Raw genomic sequence first — 17,756 nt, 5'->3', positions numbered from 1 at the left:
AGCGTCGTACGGTTGCCCGCGGAGCTACTCGGTCCGGCACAGCCAGTCGAACGCCGCCTGCCCCGTGAACTCCTCCTGGCCGCCCCGCAGCAGCAGGCCGGCGGTCGCGAACTCCGGGGCGTCCACCTGGGCCGGGACGTACGGGATCGCGATGCACCGCATGCCGGCCGCGTGCGCGGCGGCGGCACCCGGAGCGGCGTCCTCCAGGACGACACAGTCGGAGGGGGCCGCGCCGAGCCTGCGGGCCGCCTCCAGGAAGACGTCGGGAGCCGGCTTCCCGTGCGCGACCTCGTCGGCGGAGACCACGGTGTGCAGATGTGCGTCCAGTCCGGTTCCGGTCAGTACCGCGGCGATGGCCTCCGGGGACGAGCCCGAGGCCACGGCCATGGGGACGCCCTCGGCCGCCAGCAGTTCGACGAACGTGCGCATCTCGGGGTACGCGCGGGTGGCGCTGCGGGCCAGTTCCAGATAGCGGCGGTTCTTGGCGACGAGCAGTTCGTCCACCGAGGCGGGCAGGTCGTAGCGGTCCTTCCAGTCCGCGACCGTCTCCTGCGTGCTGATGCCGACGTACCGCTCGTGGTCCGCCCAGGTGAAGTCCGCGACACCGTAGGCGGCGAGCGTCTGGCGGCCCGCCTCGTAGTAGTTCGGCTCGCTGTCCACAAGGGTTCCGTCGAGATCGAAGATGACCGATATTCCGCGGAGCTTGCTCATGGGGCCATGCTCTCAAAGATCATCCGCGAGCCGACCGTCCGATCGACTCCACCAGCGGCAGCATCCGGTGGGACACGCGCTTGCGCAGGGCGACCTCGGTACGGGTGCGCACGACCCCGGGCATGCTGATCAGCTTCTGGACGACGTCCTCCAGGTGCGCGTTGTCCCGTGCCACCACCCGGGCCAGCAGATCCCCGCCGCCCGTGATCGAGAACGCCTCGACGATCTCCGGCACGGCCGCGAGCGCGTCGCCCACCTCGTCGAGATGGCCCTGGGTGACCTCGATGTGCACGAACGCCAGCACCGGATGCCCGAGCGCGGCGGGGGAGAGGGCCGGTGCCGTGCCGGTGATCACGCCGTCCCGCTCCAACCGGTCCAGCCGGGCCTGGAGCGTGCCCCGGGCGACGCCGAGGATCCGGGCGTACTCGCGCACGCTCGTGCGCGGCTGCTCCAGCAGCAGTCGCAGGATGCGGGTGTCGAGCTCGTCCACGGGCATGGCGCGTGTTCCTCGTCCGTTGGCTCTGCCGCGGCCGCCTCGCGGCCGCTCCGTCTGTACCAATGGACCAGTCTAGAAGGAGCCGGTTGAGCCAGTGGCCCCAGGGATGCTGATATGGATGCGTCGATGGCGCTGCGGACCCCGCGGCGCCTTTTTCATGCGTGCTCATGGCCAGTGGTGCGAAAGGGGCGGTAAGCGGTGCTGAAGCGGGTGTTCATGGCTCCGGATCCGGGGCGTACGCGGTTGCGGTTCGCCGCGCGGGCCGTGCTCGGCATCGCGCTCGCCGTCGCCCTGTGCGGCCTCGCCGGGCACTCCCTCGCGGGAGCCGTCACCGGCGGTCTCGCCGCCCTGCTCGCCCTGTTCACCGTCACCGACGCGACGGTCCGCGGCCAGGCCGTCACGACCGCGCTGCTGCCCGTCGTCGGACTGCCCGTCCTCACCGCCGCGGCCGAGCTGCACGACCACCCGGTGGCGCGGGACCTCACCTTCCTCGCCGTGGTCGGCGCGGGCGTGTACGCGCGGCGCTGGGGTCCGCGCGGGCACAGCCTCGGCGTGTTCGCGTTCATGACCTTCTTCGTGGCGCAGTTCCTGCACGCCACCACCGACCAGCTGCTCCAGCTGTACGCCGCGGTCCTGCTGTCCGTCCTCGCCGCCGCCGCGGTGCGCTTCGGCCTGTGGTGCTACGAGCGCCGCATGCCCCCGCCCGCCGTGCCCGCCCCGCCGGGCGGCACCGGTCTGGCCCGGGTCACCACCCGCCAGGCGATCCAGGCGACCGCCGGAGCCGGCTTCGCCCTCGTCGTGGGCCAGCTGGTGTCCGGGCAGCGCTGGTACTGGGCCGTCGGCGCCACTTGGTGGATCTTCGTCAACACCACCTCGCGCGGCGAGACCCTGGTCCGCGGCTTCCGACGGCTGCTCGGCACGGTCATCGGCATCGGCCTCGGCCTGCTCGTGGCCATGCCCGTGCACGGTGATCCCGCCGTCACGGCCGCTCTCGCCGCCGTCTGCGTCTTCGGCATCTTCTACACGGCCGCCGTGTCCTACACGTGGATGATGCTCTGGGTCACCCTCCTCGCCGGACTGCTCTACGGCCTCCTGGGTGTGCTCGGCCCGGACCTGCTCGCCCTGCGGCTCGCCGAGACCGGGGTCGGGGCGCTCGGTGCCGCCGTCGCCGTGATCCTCGTCCTGCCCGTCACCACCCACAGCGTCACCGACGCCTGGATCCGGCGGGCCCTGCGCTGTGTGCACGCCTGCGCCGTCGAGACCGCCCGGCGGCTCGCGGGTGCGCCCGACGCCGACCCCGCCCCGCGGGTGGCGGAGCTGGAGCAGCTCCTCGCCCGGGTACGGCTCTCGGTCGCCCCGCTCGTGCACCCGCTGAACCCGATGCGCGGCCGCAGGCGCCGGGCCCGGCACGTCCTGGACCTCCTCGACGACTGTGCCCGTGAGATCCGCGGCCTGGTCGCCGTCGCCGCCGATCCGGTGGCCTCCCACGACACCCGCCTGGCCACGGCCTGCCGACGGGTGGAGGCAGCCGTCGAAGCCCTCACCGAGGGCAGGGACATCGCGACCCACCCGGAGGGACTGCCCCACGCGGAACCCGCCCTGGTCCACCTGCACGGCCTGGAACGAGCGCTGACCGAACTGGCCCGTCCCCTGCGCACGCCCTCGGGCTCGCCGCTGGTGGGGGCCTGACCAGGGCTTCAGCCGGACATGGGGTCGTGCGGACTCCGACGCGCCCGGGAAGGGGAGCCGGGCCGGGGCTGACCGGGCCGCGCCTCCCCCCGGCGGCCCGGGTCCGACCGGGCGAACCACCCCTTGACCACCTGGTCTAGACCTTGCATGATCGGCTGCGTGGTCCTTCCGGGCGGCGCGGGTGAGAGGGGACAGCGGTGGCGGACGGCAGGCGACGGGCGTTCATCGGGTCGTTCACGGCGGCCGGCGGCCCCGGGATCGTGACGGCGGAGGTCGACCCCGGCAGCGGCGCACTGACCGTGCTGAGCAGCGTGCAAGCCGTCCAGGACCCCTCCTACCTGGCCCTCGCCCCGGACGGGGAGACGCTGTACGCGGTCAGCGAGACGGCCGAGGGCACGGTGGCCGCGTACCGGGTGTCCGGGGACAAGCCCGAGCCGACCGGGCGGCCCGTGCCGGTCGGCGGCAGCGGACCGACCCACCTCAGCCTCTTCGCGGGCCACGTCCTGACCGCCAACTACGGCTCCGGCAGTGTCACCGCGGTCCCCGTCCGCCCCGACGGCACCCTCGCGCGTTCCGCTTCCGGCGTGCTCCGCCACACCGGCGCCGGACCGCACACGCCCCGCCAGCAGGGGCCGCACGCCCACCAGGTGCAGCCCGACCCGAGCGGCCGCTGGGCCGTCAGCGTGGACCTCGGCACCGACTCGGTGCGGGTGTGCACGCTGGTGGACGGCGCCCTGACCGTGTACCGGGAGACCGCTCTGCGCCCCGGCTCGGGGCCGCGCCACCTGGCCTTCCACCCGGACGGCAGGCACGCCTACGTCGTCAACGAACTGAGCCCCTCCGTCACCGTGTGCCGCTGGGACACGGCCGAAGGCGTCCTGACGCCCCTGTCCGAGACCCCGGTCCTGCCCGGCGCACCGGAGCGCGACGCCTACCCCTCGGGCATCGTCGCCTCGCCCGACGGACGCTTCGTGTGGACCGCCACCCGCGGCGAGGACGTCCTGTCCGTGCTCGCCGTCCAGGGCGAGGAGCTGCGGCTCGTCACCACAGTGCACTGCGGCGGCCACTGGCCCCGCGCCCTGGCCGCCTCCGACGGCTTCCTGTACGTCGCCAACGAACGCTCCGGCGACGTGACGTGGTTCGCGGCCGACCCGCTCACGGGCGTCCCGCGACGGGGCGGCTCGATCAGGGTGCCAGCGGCGTCCTGCGTGGCCCTCGCCTGAGCAAGAGATACCGCACACCCGCCCCGACGCCGAAGGCCCGCTCCGAACCGGCGCGGGCCTTCTCGGTGTCTCGCGCGGTGCCCCCGCGTCAGCGCACCGGCGTGCTCTGCGCCTGCTGCGGGGCGATGCCCAGCGCCGTCGTGTACTTGGCCAGGGCGAGCTTGCCGATCGCCGGGTACGCGCCGAGCGACTCGGCGGCGGAGCAGCCCGCCTCCTTCGCGGCCTCCTCGATCAGGCCCTGCTCGATCTCCGGGCCGATCAGGTACGGCGCGAGCGCCAGCTGCTGCGAGCCGGAGGAGCGCAGCTGCTCGGCGACGGACGCGATGGAGCCCTCCTGGTCCAGGGCCGCGGCCATCACCGGCACGGCGAGGCGGGCGGCGAGCAGCATGCCCGTGATGCCGGCCGCCTGCACGGCCTCGTCACCGCCCACGGACGCCAGGACGATGCCGTCCGCGGCGGTCGCCACGGTGAACAGCCGGGCACGGTCCGCACGGGCCAGGCCCGCCTCGGACAGCCGCACGTGCAGCGCCTCGGCGAGCAGCGGGTGCGGGCCGAGGACGTCGGTCAGCTCGGCGGCGACCCGGCTCTCCATGAGGGCCTGGCGGACCTGGCGCAGCAGCGCGCTGTCCGGGCCGGCCAGCAGCGGCACGACGACGGCGACGGGGCCGTCGGGCATCTTGACGTCCATGCCGGCGGCTCGGGCCTGCTCGAAACGGGCCGTGCGCTCCTCGGCGGCGTGCACGAGCACGGCCTGCAGCGTGGGGAACTCCGCGTTGTCCCCGTCGAGGTATCCGATACGGGCGTCGAGGCCGGGCAGCTCGGAGCGGGCGATGCTCACGACCTCCTCGGCGAGGCTGCGCGTGGCGCTACTGGGCGTCCCCGGCACGGCGAGGACGAGCGCCGGCGCGCCCTCGGGAGCAACCAGCGGCTCGGGACGACGGTGCCGTCCGGGCTGGCGGGGGCGCGGCATTCGTACGGGCAGGCCATCCGCGGGCCCAGTGGGGGAACTCATGGCGCCGCATGTTACTGGCTTCTGGGGTTCCCCTGTTCGGGGAGGGTGCAGGTGAGCGGTATCCATCCTGTTTTGTCTGATGTGTTACGTACCGATGGGATGTGATCGGATCAATCACCCGACCGGGTGGTCACGGACAACATCGTCCCGTCACCCGGCAGTGTGAGCGAACCCGTGCTCAGTTCCGTCGCGATGCGCACCGAGCCGTGCAGCGGATCGCCCTCGGCCGGCACCCGCCGGACCTGCGGGAGCCGCCGCGTCAGTTCCTCGTCCAGCGGCCCGAGCAGCGGGTCGCCCAGCTTGAACAGGCCGCCGGTGAAGGCGACACGCGGCTCACCGCCCGAGGGGCACACGGCCGCGCCGGAGTCGGCCAGGTGCCGGGCGGCTTCCCGCAGGATGCCCGCGGCGACGGGGTCATCGCCGGCGCAGACGGCCACGCGCGGTGCGAAGGAGGCGAGCACGGCGGGCCGGTCGGGGCGGGGATACAGCGCACCGGGCAGTCCGGCGACGGGACCGAACACCTCCTCGGCGCAGGCCAGCAGCCGGGCCGAGCCGCCCTCGCGCCCGTCGTGGGCGCGCAGCGCGGCCTCCAGACCGGCCCGCCCGATCCAGGCGCCGCTCCCGCAGTCGCCGAGCAGATGCCCCCAGCCGTCCGCACGCCGCCAGCCGGTCAGATCGGTGCCCACGGCGATCAGTCCGGTGCCGCCGGCGATCACGGCACCCGGCCGCGGCCCGAGCGCCCCCACGTAGGCCGTCACGGCGTCGGCGGCCAGGGCGACCCTGTGCACGCCCCACTCCCGGGCCAGGGCGCCGGGCAGTTCGGCGCGCAGCCCCGCACCCAGGGAGGCCAGCCCGGCCGCGCCGACGGCGACGGCGGTCAACCGCACCGCTCCCGCCTCGGCGGTCAACGCACGCACCAGCGGGACGAGCTGGGCCATGAAGTGCCCGGGGTCGATGCCCCGGTCACCGGTGCGGACCGGCTCAGCCGACGTCCGCCGGGCCAGCGGTCCGCGCTCGGCGGTCCCCACCACCGCCCGGAGTCCGGAGCCACCGGAGTCCACCGCGAGGAACCCGGACTCCTCCGACGCCCCGGTCACGGCAGGCGCCAGTCCACCGGTTGGCCGCCCTGGCGGATCAGCAGGTCGTTGGCCCGGCTGAACGGCCGGGAGCCGAAGAAGCCCCGGTCGGCCGACATGGGGGAGGGGTGGGCGGACTCGACGGAGGGCAGGTCGCCGAGGAGCGGACGCAGATTGCGGGCGTCACGGCCCCAGAGGATGGACACCAGCGGCTTGCCGCGCGCCGCCAGGGCCCGGATGGCCTGCTCCGTGACCTCCTCCCAGCCCTTGCCGCGGTGGGCGGCGGGCTTGCGCGGGGCGGTGGTCAGGGCCCTGTTGAGCAGCAGCACGCCCTGCTGCGTCCACGGCGTGAGGTCACCGTTGGACGGCTGGGGGAGGCCCAGGTCCGCGGCCAGCTCGCGGTAGATGTTGATGAGGCTGCCGGGCAGCGGCCGCACCTCGGGTGCGACCGAGAAGGACAGCCCCACGGCGTGCCCCGGGGTGGGGTACGGGTCCTGACCGACGATCAGGACCCGCACGTCGTCGAAGGGCTGCTGGAAGGCACGCAGGACGTTCGGCCCGGCCGGGAGGTAGGTGCGTCCCGCGGCGATCTCCGCGCGGAGGAAGTCCCCCATCGCGGCGACGCGTTCGGCCACCGGTTCCAGGGCCTTCGCCCAGCCCGCTTCGACGATTTCATGCAAGGGTCGTGGTGCCACGGCCGTCACCCTACTGCCGTACGGGCAGCGGCGATCAACCGGTGGCCAACGCCTGTGCGCACCTTCGCCCCCCTGCCGTGTCCGCGCCTCAGCCGACGAGCGCGGCCCGCACGCACAGCACGTCCGGCAGGTGCGAGGCGAGCTGCTGCCAGCTGTCGCCGTCGTCCGCCGACGCGAACACCTCGCCGTTGCGGTTGCCGAAGTAGACACCCGCCGGGTCGGCGTCGTCCGTGCACATCGCGTCGCGCAGCACCGTGCCGTAGTGGTCCTCCTGGGGCAGGCCCGCCGAGAGCGGCTCCCAGCTCTTGCCCGCGTCCGCCGTCCGGTAGACCCGGCACCGGTGGTCGGCCGGGACCCGGTCTGCGTCGGCGCTGATCGGGAACACGTACGCCGTGTCACCCCGGTGCGGATGCGCCACCGCCGCGAAGCCGAAGGTGGACGGGAGGCCCTCGCCGATGTCCGTCCAGTGCGCGCCCGCGTCGTCGCTGCGGTACACCCCCCAGTGGTTCTGCAGGTACAGCCGGTCCGGGGTGGCGGCGTCCCGCGCGACCTTGTGCACGCACTGGCCGAACTCCGGGTTCGGGTCGGGCAGGAACACCGCGGAGACACCCGAGTTGGAGGGGGCCCAGCTCGCACCGCCGTCCAGCGTGCGGAACACACCGGCGGTCGAGACGGCGACCGTCACCGCCCGCGGGTCGCGCGCGTCGGTGAGCACGGTGTGCAGACCCTCACCCCCGCCGCCCGGCACCCACTTCGACCGCGTGGGGTGCTCCCACAGGGGCCGGACCAGCTCGAACGTCTCCCCGCGGTCCTCCGAGCGGTACAGCGCGGCCGGTTCCGTCCCCGCGTACACCACGTCCGGCTCGGCGGCGGCCGGGTGCAGCTGCCACACCCGCTCCAGGGACGCTCCGGTGTCCTGCGGGAACTTGACCGCCGGACTGGCCGGTTCGGTCCAGGTGCGGCCCAGATCGTCGGAGTGGAACACGGACGGGCCCCAGTGCGAGCTGTCGCCGCCGGCCAGCAGCCGCGGGGTCCCGGCCCGGGTGTCGATGGCGACCGAGTACACGGCCTGCGCGTTGAAGTAGGGGCTCTCGTCGAACTGCCAGGCGCCACCACCTCGCCGGCGCCCGATGAACAGGCCTTTGCGCGTGCCCACGGCGAGCAGTACCTCGGTCATGCCGATCACCTCCGCGGCGTCTCCGTCGACGCCTTCGTCCCGGACACCGGCCAGTCTGCACCCGACCACTGACAGTCACCTCCGGGACATGCTCCGCCGCAGGTCAGCGGGGTGTCGGCGACGACGGGGCAGAAGTGGCGCGGGCTCGTCCCGCAGGGCGCCGGCAGGTGCGGGGACCGTGGGGACCGTCACTCCGGGTAGGTGCAGTGAGCATCCAGGCGCCGCCGTCCGTATGGGGAGGGCGGCGAGATGGTCGTGGGCTCGTGAGGAGGAGGCCTTCGATGGCGTTACGTGGTCAGAAGGTGTGGCTGTGGCGCTGGCGGCGCAATCCGCTCAAGCGCCGCGCCGACAGGGTGGAGGCCTGGGTCGTCCTGGGTGTGTGGACGCTCACCGTGCTCGCCGGGGTGCTGGCCTGGACGACGGTGAGCCGTTCCGTGGAGGACGGGCTGGCCCGGGAACGCGTCGAATGGCGCCCCCTGGTGGCACGGCTCGCCGAGCGCGCCCCGGGGGCCGCCTCCGAGAACGGCCATGTGTCCCGCGCCGAGACGGTGTGGGCGACGGCACGGTGGACGGCCGCGGACGGGTCCGAGCACTCCGGCCAGCTGAGGGTCCCTGCGGGCAGTGCCGCCGGGGCGGCCGTCACCGTGTGGACCGACCCCGAGGGCCGCCAGGTCACCCGGCCCGTCACCGAGTCCCAGGCCCGGGTGCGGGCGCTTCTGATCGGCGGCGTGGCAGGCCTGTGCGGCGCGGCCGTACCCCTGATCGCCGGTCGTGCCCTGCGCGGCCGCCTGGAGTGCCGCCGGATCGACCAGTGGGACGCGGAGTGGTCCCGGTTCGGCCCGTTGTGGGGACGCACGACGGGATGAGGCGAGGCCCTACCGGTGCGCCCGTCCGGCCAGTGCCTCCCGGCACTCCCGCAGCAACTCCAGGTCCTCGCGTATGCCGTGGCCGCCGGAGTCGGGGCGATGCCGCCGGGGAGAGGCGAGCTCCGCCCGGAACACGTCGTGCAGGGGCGTTCCCGCCGGTCCCAGTGCCGCGACGCTCGCGGCGATCGTCCTGCGGGTGCGCGGGTGTTGCGCCCACGTGGAGCGAAGGACGGGAAGGAATCCTTCCGGTTCCCCGGCGGTGCGCCACACCGCGCACGCGGCCGTGGCCCGCGCCCACGCGTCCCCGGAGCCGGCCAGCTCGCGCAGCCCGGGCAGGGCCGGACGGGCCGCCCGGCCCAGCCGCCCCAGTACGGCCGCGGCACGGCGCCGCCGGCCGCTCGTGGGGTCCGTCAGCTCCCGCAGCAGCACCGGCAGCACGGCATCCGCGTCGCCCGTGACCGACCAGAGCGCGTCCGCCGCCGCGACGGCGGAGTCGGTCTCCAGCAGCCCCCGCAGATCCGGTGTCGCCTCGCGCGCGCCGCCGCCGAACACGCCGAGGGCACGGGCCGCGGCTTCGATGACGGCATCGCGCCGACGCAGCCCGTCCGGCAGGCCCCGCAGCAGACGCAGGACCGCGGGCAGGGACTCGGCGTCGCCCAGTGCGGCGAGGGCCGACAGCAGGGGAACCGCCCGCTGGTGGAGGTCGGGCGCGTCGAGCGGCAGGCGGGCGAGCCGTCGCCGCAGCGCCGGAGCGAGCGGCAGGGCCGCGCCGCCCAGGCGGGGTACCACCAGCCCAAGGTCGTCCGGTGCGACCGGGCCCGCCAGCACCTCGGCCAGCACCGCTGTGGCCCGCGCGTCCCCGGTCCCGGCCAGGGCCTTGAGCGGACCGCCCAGGGCGGGAGCACTCCGCTCCCGGTGCCGTATGCGCAGACCGGGACGGTACGTCACCAGCGCGTGCAGGTGGTCGGCGGCGGGCGCGGCCAGCTCGCCGAGCTCCACCAGGACGGCGACCGCCGCATCGTGCAACCGGCCCTCGTCCGCGCCCAGTTGGGTGCCGATGAGGGTGACCGGCTCCGCGTGGCCGTCACGCCATTCGCGGAACAGCCCGGCCGCCATCCAGACGCCGTTGCAGCGGTCGAGGGGATCCGGACTGGTCAACTGCCCGCACAGCAGGGCGACCCGGTCGGTCACCCGGCCGCCGAGCGCGGAGTGCAGGGTCCGCAGCAGCCGGGAGCCCTCCTCGTCCGAGGGGCGCAGCCGCAGCAACCGGCCGGCGAGCGTGTCGGGTCCGGGACAGTCGTCCGCGGGGCCCGCGGGAGTCCGCTGTTCGGATCTGTCCCTGAGCAGCCGGACGACGGCCGGTACGAGATCGGCGGGGAGCAGTTCCGGGGCGCACGCCGCGAGCTGGCCGAGTGCCGCCAGCCGGAGCCCAGGACCGTACGGGGGTTTGGTCAGCTCCGTCAGCAGCCGTACCGCTTCGGCGGCGTGGGCATCGCCGGCCGGGCGGTACCGCTGCGCGAACAGGCCGAGGCTCTCCGTCACGGCGAGCAGGACCCGGTCGTCCCGCTCCACGGTGAGCCGCTCCCGCACCAGGGCGAGCACCCGCGCCGGAGGGTCGAGGAACCGCACCAGCGCCCCGGGAACCACCCTGCGCACACCCGCATCCGCGTCCCCCGCGAGCCGGACGAAGACGCCGGCCCGCGCGCGCAGCGCCACGCGGGCCCGCGCCGCGAGATCACCGCGAGCGCCGTCCTCGCCGCCGATGCTGACGAGGAGTTCCACGACCCCCGCCCGGTCCCGGACCTCCTCGTGGACGGCGAGCGCGAGGAGGAACGGAAGGCAGGCGAGCGTCGAGTCGTACACCTCGCCCCGGTGGTGCACGGCGCCGTACATCCCGTCGAGTGCGCTCTGCCGCTCGGCCGGGTCGGCGGAGGCCAGTCCCCGCAGTAATCCGGGAACGTCCTCCGCACTGCCATACGCATGGCGCAGCGAGGCCCAGTCGACCTCGTCGATCCCCCTGAACACCTTGTCCTCCCCCAGACGATGTGCCATCTGACGGGGAGTCTGCACCACGGCACTGACAACGAAGCGGAACCGGGAGGTGACTGTGCGCGAACTGTGCGCACGATGGCTGGAGTTCGAGTCGGCCCGCGCCGCCCCGTCAGCCCGCCCCGCCGCCCGGGCCTTCGCCGGGCAGCGCCCGCTCCACGATGGTGTCCAGGCCCGCCCCAGGGGGCAGCGTCCCGAACGCGTGCCCCCAGTCGCCCCCGAGCCGCGTCGCGCAGAACGCGTCGGCCACCGCCGGCGGGGCGTGCCGGACGAGGAGGGAGGCCTGGAGCGCCAACGCCATCTGCTCCACGAGACGGCGGGCCGTAGTCTGCGACGCCTCGCGCAGCCCCGTCCTGAGCCGTGTCACGGCCGCGTCCAGCCGGGCGTCCGCCCCGCGGGCGAGATCGAGCTCGCCGAACAGGGCCTCGGCGGTGCCCGGTTCGCGGCTCAGCGCCCGCAGCACGTCGAGCGCGTTGACGTTCCCCGATCCCTCCCAGATCGACAGCAGCGGGGCCTCGCGGTAGTGCCGGGGCATGCCCGAGTCCTCCACGTAGCCGTTGCCGCCGAGGCATTCCAGGGCCTCCGCGGTGAACGCGGGGCCCCGCTTGGTCACCCAGTACTTGCCGACGGCGGTGGCGATCCGGCGGAACGCGGCCTCGCCCTCGTCCCCGCGGATCGCCCGGTCGGCCGCCCCGGCAAGGCGCAGGGTGAGCGTCGTGGCGGCCTCGGACTCCAGCGCCAGATCGGCGAGGACGTTGCGCATCAGCGGCTGGTCCACCAGCCGTGCGCCGAACGCGCTGCGGTGGCGCGCATGGTGCCCCGCCTCGACGAGGGACGTGCGCATCAGCGCGGCCGACATCATCACGCAGTCCAGCCGTGTGCAGTTGACCATCTCGATGATGGTCTTCACGCCCTGCCCCTCGGGGCCGACCAGCCAGGCCACGGTCCCGTCGAACTCGGGCTCGGAGGAGGCGTTGGACCGGTTGCCCAGCTTGTCCTTCAGCCGCTGGATGCGGAAGGTGTTGCGCGTGCCGTCGGGCAGCACGCGCGGCACCAGGAAGCACGACAGCCCGCCCGGGGCCTGCGCCAGGACCAGGAACACGTCGCACATCGGTGCCGAGGTGAACCACTTGTGCCCGCGCAGGGTGTACACCCCGGGCTCGGCTGTGGGCGTGGCCCTCGTGGTGTTCGTCCGGACGTCGGAGCCGCCCTGCTTCTCGGTCATCCCCATGCCCGCCAGCAGCCCCCGCTTCTCGGTGGGCTCCCTCAGGGCGGGGTCGTACTCCCGGCTCGTCAGCAGCGGCTCGTACAGCTTCGCCAGCTCCGGCTGGGTGCGCAGCGCGGGCACGGCGGCATAGGTCATCGACGTGGGGCAGCCGTGCCCCGCCTCGGTGTGCCCCCAGACCAGTCCGCCGGCGGTCCTCGCGACATGGGCGCCGGGCCTGTCGTCCGCCCAGGGCGAGGCGGCGAGACCCTCGGCGATCGCCGTGCGCATCAGGTGGTGCCAGCTGGGGTGGAAGTCGACCTCGTCGACGCGGTTGCCGTACCGGTCGTGGGTGCGCAGCTCCGGCTCGTGCCGGTTGGCCAGGTCGGCCCACTCCCGCACCTGGGCGCTGCCGGCCTGCCGCCCGAGGCGCCGCAGGTCCCCCTCGGCCCATCCGGCGCCCTCCCGTCGCAGGCCCTCCAGCAGGGCGGTGTCGTCGGAGGCGTCGTACGGGGTGAGGGGCGGGGGCTGGTTGGTGACCTCGTGCGTGGCGGATCCGCCGTAGGCCTGAAGTTCGTCCGGTGTCGAGACCATGCCGCGAGTGTTGCACTCTGTCTGCGGTCGCAGCAATAGTGCAACATCAGGCGCCGCGTACAGTACGTGACCATGCCGATGAACGTCCCGGCGCGGTCCGGCGCGCTCGATCTGCGTCCGCTGTCCGCGCGCTCGGTCGTGCTGAGCCTACTGCTCGGGGCCCATCCCCCCGAACTGCCGGTGAGGGACCTGGTGCGGCTTGTGGAGGGGTTCGACGTCGGCGGCTCGACCCTGAGGGCGGCGCTCAGCCGGATGGTGACCGCCGGAGACCTGCGGCGTACGGACGGCGGCTACCGTCTCAGCGACCGGCTGCTGGACCGTCAGCGCCGCCAGGACGACGCCGTGCGCCCGCGCACGCGCGCGTGGGACGGCGACTGGGAGATGGTCGTGATCACCGCGACGGGGCGCGGGCCCGCCGAACGTGCCGACCTGCGCACGAGGCTGACCGCCCTCCGGCTCGCCGAACTCCGCGAGGGCGTCTGGCTGCGACCCGCCAACCTGGCCCGTGGCCTCCCGGGCGACCTGGACCAGGTGGTGCAGCACTACACGGCCCGCCCCGTCCGGCCCTCGGCCGAACTGGCCGAAACGCTGTGGCCACTGGAGGACTGGTCGGCCACGGCGCGGGTCCTGCTCGCGCACATCGCGGGCGAGGCCCGCCCGGCCGGCCGTCTGACCGCCTTCGCCGCCGTCGTCCGGCACCTGCTCGCCGACCCGGTCCTGCCGCCCGGGCTCCTGCCCGCCGGCTGGCCCGGCGCCGAACTGCGCGCCGCCTACACCGGCTACCGGCGCGACCTGATCGGAGAGGCCCGCGCGCGCGTGCGCGGCACCTGACAGGGACGGCCGTGCGCAGCGCCCGCCGGGACGCTCCGCACGGCCGCCTTCACCGTGGGGGGAACCGCTGGGGACTCACCTGTAGGTGATGTCCGAAGTGGAGTAGAGGCAGTTCTTGCTGTCGGGACCCGAGCCGACGGCGGTGTTGTTGTTGTACTTCTGGCAGGGCACGACCTTGCGGCCGGAGTCGTTGCGGATCGTGATGTTCCGCAGGGTCGCCACGTCGTTGCGGTTGACGTTGATGCCGACGAGCCGTGCGGTGGAGCCGGTGCCGGTCACGTCGACGGTGTTGAGGTTGACCTTGCGCGTGTACTGCGTGGAGCAGTCACCGCAGGAGCGGTAGAGCGTCTTGAACTCCTGCACCGCGAAGTTGGAGATGGTCAGCGTGCCGCCGCCGTTGTGCTGGAAGACCTTGTCGGCCGCCTTCTTCGCGCCGCCGCCGATCACCTGGTAGGTGGCGCCGTTGCCGCCGCGGAAGGTGGCGGCGTCCTCGCCGACGTCCTCCCACCAGACGTTCTGCAGCGTGCAGCTGCCCTCGCAGTGGATGCCGTCGGCCGCGGGGCCGCCCAGGATGACGTTCTTCAGCACCGCGCCGTTCGCGAGTTTGAAGATCGGGTCCTGACCCTCCTCCTGGCCGTCACCGGCCAGTTCCCCCGTGCCGTAGTACCGCTTCATCCCGTAGTCCTTGGTGCCGGACACCGAGATGGTGGAGGAGGTGCCCTGGCTGCCGTTGGGGGTGGGCCAGGTCGCGGCGCTCGCGGTGGGCGCCTGGGTAGTCATGATCATGCCAACCGACAGACCGAACGTGGTCAGTGCGCCGGTCAGTGCGCGCCTTCGGGCGCGAGGGCGTGTCGCAGAAGTCATGTCCCGATTCCTTCTGTCGTGGGGGCGAACGGGAGTGGGGCCTCCGGCGCCCCGGCATCCCGTGGGGGTGTCATCGTGGAGCCTGGCGATTCATGTACATGAACAAGGTTCAGAATCTTGCTACTTGCGCTCGCTGTACGTGCCCTGCTTGCACCAACGGGTCACACTGCTGAACGGAACGTAGGGGGCAAGCGCTTTCTAGTCAACGCCTCGCGCAGAACACTTTCGGCCGCTCCAGGTCAGGCCGCCGACGCTGTGGGAGCGCTTCCATGACGGCCATGTCCATGCCACCATGCCGAACGGACCGCTTCCCTTCACGAGAGGGCGAGTCGATGAACCGAAGGAACCCGGACGTGCCCGCCACCGTTCGACCCACCACGAGGAGACGCCCGTGGCCGGCCCTCCTCGGGCTCGTCGCCGCGCTGCTCCCGCTGCTCACGGCCACCGCGCTCACCGCGCCGGCGGCCGTCGCCGGAGAGCCGGCCCGTGACTCCGTCCGTGCCGGGGCCGTGCCCGCCGCGGCCCTCACCGAAGTCACGGACTTCGGAACCAACCCCAGCAACCTGCGGATGTACCTGTACGTACCGGAGAGCGTCACGCCGAAGCCGGCCGTCGTGGTCGCCGTGCACTGGTGCACCGGCTCGGGCCCGGACATGTACAACGGGACCGAGTACGACACGCTCGCCGACCGGTACGGATTCATCGTGCTCTACCCGTCCGTCACCCGCAGCAGCAAGTGCTTCGACGTCTCCTCGCCCCAGGCCCTGCGCCGCGGCGGCGGCAGCGACCCCGTCGGCATCAAGTCGATGATCGACTGGGTCACCCGCACCTACGACGCCGACACCGGCCGGGTGTTCGCCACCGGCATCTCCTCCGGCGCGATGATGACGAACGTCCTGCTCGGGGACTACCCGGACGTGTTCGCTGCGGGCGCCGCCTTCTCGGGCGTCCCGTTCGGCTGTTTCGCCACCGCCGACGGCTCCGAGTGGAACAGCGCCTGCTCGGGCGGCACGATCACCCGCACTCCGAAGGAGTGGGGCGACCTGGTCCGGGGCGCGTATCCCGGCTACACCGGCCCGCGGCCCCGGATGCAGATCTGGCACGGGACCCAGGACGACGTCCTGCGCTACCCCAACTTCGGGGAGCAGATCAAACAGTGGACGAACGTGCGGGGCGTGAGCGAGACGCCCACCACCACCGACACGCCCCAGTCCGGCTGGAGCCGCACCCGCTACGGCGGGACGGGTGACCGGGCCCCCGTCGAGGCCGTCAGCCTCCAGGGCGTCGGCCACAACCTCTACGCCCAGGGCATGGCGTCCCGGGTGCTCACCTTCTTCGGTCTGGACGGCTCGGGCCCGGCTCCCCAGCCCCAGCCCGGCGCGTGCCGCGTGAAGGTGTCGGTGAACGCCTGGAACACCGGTCTGACGGCCACCGTGACCCTCACCAACACCGGTGCGACGACCGTCGACGGCTGGAAACTCGGCTTCACGCTGCCGGCCGGCCAGACGGTCACGGGTGGCTGGGGTGCCACGTACGCGCCGTCGTCCGGGGCGGTCACCGCCACCGACGTCGCGTACAACGGCACCATCGCGCCGGGCGCGAGCGTGAGCATCGGCTACCAGGCGAGTCACGGCGGCAACAGCGCCGCCCCGGCCGCGTTCACGCTCAACGGCACAGCGTGCGCGGCCGCTTGACGTTCCGCACGGGATGCCGGATCAGACCGACCGGTGGTACTGGTCCGGCACCCGCACCTCACCGCCGAGTTCCCGTGCCGCGTGGCGGGCCCACGAGGGGTTGCGCAGCAGCTCCCGGCCCAGCAGGACCGCGTCCGCCTCGCCGTTGGCCAGGATCTTCTCGGCCTGCTCGACGTCGGTGATGAGTCCGACGGCGGCGACGGGCAGGGACGTCTCGTTCCGTACCCGGGCGGCGAAGGGCACCTGGTAGCCGGGGGCCGTGGGGATGCGGACGCCGGAGGCGTTGCCGCCGGTGGAGACGTCCAGCAGGTCGACGCCGTGGGCGCGCAGGCCGGCGGCGAAGCGGACCGTGTCGTCCGCGGTCCAGCCGCCGTCGTCGAGCCATTCGGTCGCCGAGACGCGGAAGAACAGCGGCTTGTCGTCAGGCCAGACCTCCCGCACGGCGTCGACGACTTCGAGGGCGAAGCGGGTGCGGTTCTCGTACGAGCCGCCGTAGGCGTCGGTGCGGTGGTTGGAGTGCGGGGAGAGGAACTCGTTGATCAGGTAGCCGTGGGCGCCGTGGATCTCGGCGATCTCGAAACCGGCGGCGAGCGCGCGGCGGGCCGCCGCTGCGAACTGCTCCACCACGTCCCTGATCTGGCCGGTGGTCAGCTCTGCCGGGACCGGGTGCCGGTCGTCGAAGGCGAGTGGGCTCGGGGCGACCGGCTCCCAGCCGTGCTCCTCCGGCCCGACCGGGGCGCCGCCCTTCCAGGGGCGGTCCGTGGACGCCTTGCGGCCCGCGTGGGCGAGCTGGATCGCCGGCACCGTGCCCTGCGCGGCGAGGAAGCGGGTGATGCGGCGGAACGCCTCGACCTGCGTGTCGTTCCAGATGCCGAGGTCGTAGGGGGAGATGCGGCCCTGCGGGGACACCGCGGTCGCCTCGACGACGATCAGGCCCGTGCCGCCGGTGGCGCGGGCTGCGTAGTGCGCGAAGTGCCAGTCGGTGGGGACCCCGGTCTCCGGGCCCTCCGGCGCCGCCGAGTACTGGCACATCGGGGGCATCCACACGCGGTTCGGGATCGTCAGCTCGCGCAGGGTGAAGGGCTCGAAGAGCGCGGTCACGGCGGACTCCATTCGTCACGGGGCCGATGTCGGCTCGTACGATAGGCATCGTAGTACGGCGGATGTCAAACTACGAAGGTTCTCGTACTATGAGGGTTCCCGAGGAAGTGGAGCAGCCGTGTCGTCGCCCGCCGTCAGCAGTCGTGACCTGCCGCACCCCGCGCGTGACGAGATCCGGCTGGAGGGGGTGCTGCACGCGCTCTCGGATCCGATGCGGTTGCGGATCGTGCGGGAACTGGCCGGTGCGCGGGGTGAGTTGTCCTGCTCGGACTTCGAGCTGCCCGTCACCAAGTCGACCACCACCCACCATTTCCGGGTGCTGCGGGAGAGCGGGGTGATCCGGCAGGTGTACCGGGGCACGGCCAAGATGAACGGGCTGCGGCGGGACGAACTCGACGAGCTGTTCCCGGGGCTCATGGGTGCCTTGCTCGCTGCGGCAGCCCGGCAGGCCGTCCGCCCGGGTGGCTGACGCGG

General features: G+C 73.6%; 16 protein-coding genes. 6 read left to right on the top strand and 10 right to left on the bottom strand.

The genetic code is table 11. The annotated features are described in order from the left end of the window. Positions 1–24: 24 nt before the first annotated feature. Positions 25–711: an HAD family phosphatase gene (locus AB0E85_RS10175; protein WP_361924559.1), complete on the bottom strand. Its 687-nt coding sequence runs from the start codon at positions 709–711 to the stop codon at positions 25–27. 19 nt (positions 712–730) lie between these two features. Continuing rightward, the gene (locus tag AB0E85_RS10170; protein ID WP_361924557.1) at positions 731–1,207 is read right to left on the bottom strand and encodes an Lrp/AsnC family transcriptional regulator; all 477 of its coding nucleotides are present in this window, start codon (positions 1,205–1,207) and stop codon (positions 731–733) included. Positions 1,208–1,405: 198 nt separating this feature from the next. On the opposite strand from AB0E85_RS10170, the gene AB0E85_RS10165 reads away from it, so the two are divergent. Continuing rightward, positions 1,406–2,896, top strand: coding sequence for an FUSC family protein (locus AB0E85_RS10165; protein WP_361924555.1), 1,491 nt, complete (start codon positions 1,406–1,408; stop codon positions 2,894–2,896). A 197-nt stretch (positions 2,897–3,093) separates the two neighbouring features. Further along, positions 3,094–4,119, top strand: coding sequence for a lactonase family protein (locus AB0E85_RS10160; RefSeq protein ID WP_361924553.1), 1,026 nt, complete (start codon positions 3,094–3,096; stop codon positions 4,117–4,119). Positions 4,120–4,207: 88 nt separating this feature from the next. On the opposite strand, the gene AB0E85_RS10155 is transcribed toward AB0E85_RS10160, so the two are convergent. The 4 genes from AB0E85_RS10155 to AB0E85_RS10140 form a co-directional block, all read right to left on the bottom strand. After that, positions 4,208–5,131 carry a hypothetical protein gene (locus AB0E85_RS10155; RefSeq protein WP_033307137.1) on the bottom strand — a complete coding sequence of 308 codons (924 nt, stop codon included), beginning with the start codon at positions 5,129–5,131 and terminating at the stop codon, positions 4,208–4,210. 110 nt (positions 5,132–5,241) lie between these two features. Beyond that, positions 5,242–6,228, bottom strand: a complete 987-nt coding sequence (locus AB0E85_RS10150; RefSeq protein ID WP_361924551.1) for a BadF/BadG/BcrA/BcrD ATPase family protein — start codon at positions 6,226–6,228, stop codon at positions 5,242–5,244. Next, positions 6,225–6,902, bottom strand: coding sequence for a uracil-DNA glycosylase (locus AB0E85_RS10145; RefSeq protein ID WP_361924549.1), 678 nt, complete (start codon positions 6,900–6,902; stop codon positions 6,225–6,227). Before AB0E85_RS10145 ends, AB0E85_RS10150 begins: the two co-directional genes overlap by 4 nt. Positions 6,903–6,990: 88 nt before the next feature. Beyond that, on the bottom strand, positions 6,991–8,148 hold the full coding sequence (locus tag AB0E85_RS10140) for an exo-alpha-sialidase (RefSeq protein ID WP_361924547.1): 1,158 nt from the start codon (positions 8,146–8,148) through the stop codon (positions 6,991–6,993). A 212-nt stretch (positions 8,149–8,360) separates the two neighbouring features. On the opposite strand from AB0E85_RS10140, the gene AB0E85_RS10135 reads away from it, so the two are divergent. Then, the gene (locus AB0E85_RS10135; protein WP_361924545.1) at positions 8,361–8,945 is read left to right on the top strand and encodes a hypothetical protein; all 585 of its coding nucleotides are present in this window, start codon (positions 8,361–8,363) and stop codon (positions 8,943–8,945) included. A gap of 9 nt (positions 8,946–8,954) precedes the next feature. Here AB0E85_RS10135 and AB0E85_RS10130 read toward each other — a convergent pair whose 3' ends face one another. Then, positions 8,955–10,970, bottom strand: a complete 2,016-nt coding sequence (locus AB0E85_RS10130; RefSeq protein ID WP_361924718.1) for a HEAT repeat domain-containing protein — start codon at positions 10,968–10,970, stop codon at positions 8,955–8,957. A 136-nt stretch (positions 10,971–11,106) separates the two neighbouring features. Next, the gene (locus AB0E85_RS10125) at positions 11,107–12,792 is read right to left on the bottom strand and encodes a DNA alkylation response protein (protein WP_361924543.1); all 1,686 of its coding nucleotides are present in this window, start codon (positions 12,790–12,792) and stop codon (positions 11,107–11,109) included. 72 nt (positions 12,793–12,864) lie between these two features. Between AB0E85_RS10125 and AB0E85_RS10120 the strand changes: the two genes are divergently transcribed. After that, the gene (locus AB0E85_RS10120) at positions 12,865–13,623 is read left to right on the top strand and encodes a PaaX family transcriptional regulator C-terminal domain-containing protein (protein ID WP_361924541.1); all 759 of its coding nucleotides are present in this window, start codon (positions 12,865–12,867) and stop codon (positions 13,621–13,623) included. Positions 13,624–13,698: 75 nt separating this feature from the next. Here the strand turns inward: AB0E85_RS10120 and AB0E85_RS10115 are convergent, their stop codons facing one another. Continuing rightward, on the bottom strand, positions 13,699–14,487 hold the full coding sequence (locus AB0E85_RS10115; protein WP_361924539.1) for a pectate lyase: 789 nt from the start codon (positions 14,485–14,487) through the stop codon (positions 13,699–13,701). A 353-nt stretch (positions 14,488–14,840) separates the two neighbouring features. Between AB0E85_RS10115 and AB0E85_RS10110 the strand changes: the two genes are divergently transcribed. Next, entirely contained in the window at positions 14,841–16,181 is a 1,341-nt protein-coding gene (locus AB0E85_RS10110; protein WP_361924537.1) for a PHB depolymerase family esterase, read from the top strand. Positions 16,182–16,202: 21 nt separating this feature from the next. On the opposite strand, the gene AB0E85_RS10105 is transcribed toward AB0E85_RS10110, so the two are convergent. Beyond that, positions 16,203–17,282 carry an NADH:flavin oxidoreductase/NADH oxidase gene (locus AB0E85_RS10105; protein WP_361924535.1) on the bottom strand — a complete coding sequence of 360 codons (1,080 nt, stop codon included), beginning with the start codon at positions 17,280–17,282 and terminating at the stop codon, positions 16,203–16,205. 118 nt (positions 17,283–17,400) lie between these two features. On the opposite strand from AB0E85_RS10105, the gene AB0E85_RS10100 reads away from it, so the two are divergent. Continuing rightward, positions 17,401–17,751: a helix-turn-helix domain-containing protein gene (locus AB0E85_RS10100; protein WP_361924533.1), complete on the top strand. Its 351-nt coding sequence runs from the start codon at positions 17,401–17,403 to the stop codon at positions 17,749–17,751. The last annotated feature ends 5 nt before the right edge of the window (positions 17,752–17,756 follow it).

Source organism: Streptomyces sp. NPDC029044 (assembly GCF_040637495.1).
Taxonomy (GTDB): Bacteria; Actinomycetota; Actinomycetes; order Streptomycetales; family Streptomycetaceae; genus Streptomyces.
Note: the sequence above shows the minus strand (reverse complement) of the source record. Positions and strands in the feature narration are given on the sequence as shown.

What these genes read in the sequence shown, in the direction of transcription:
- AB0E85_RS10155 (WP_033307137.1), bottom strand. Translation starts at nt 5,131, where the DNA reads ATGAGTTCCCCCACTGGGCCCGCGGATGGCCTGCCCGTACGAATGCCG.
- AB0E85_RS10135 (WP_361924545.1), top strand. Translation starts at nt 8,361, where the DNA reads ATGGCGTTACGTGGTCAGAAGGTGTGGCTGTGGCGCTGGCGGCGCAAT.
- AB0E85_RS10175 (WP_361924559.1), bottom strand. Translation starts at nt 711, where the DNA reads ATGAGCAAGCTCCGCGGAATATCGGTCATCTTCGATCTCGACGGAACC.
- AB0E85_RS10115 (WP_361924539.1), bottom strand. Translation starts at nt 14,487, where the DNA reads ATGACTTCTGCGACACGCCCTCGCGCCCGAAGGCGCGCACTGACCGGC.
- AB0E85_RS10120 (WP_361924541.1), top strand. Translation starts at nt 12,865, where the DNA reads ATGCCGATGAACGTCCCGGCGCGGTCCGGCGCGCTCGATCTGCGTCCG.
- AB0E85_RS10125 (WP_361924543.1), bottom strand. Translation starts at nt 12,792, where the DNA reads ATGGTCTCGACACCGGACGAACTTCAGGCCTACGGCGGATCCGCCACG.
- AB0E85_RS10170 (WP_361924557.1), bottom strand. Translation starts at nt 1,207, where the DNA reads ATGCCCGTGGACGAGCTCGACACCCGCATCCTGCGACTGCTGCTGGAG.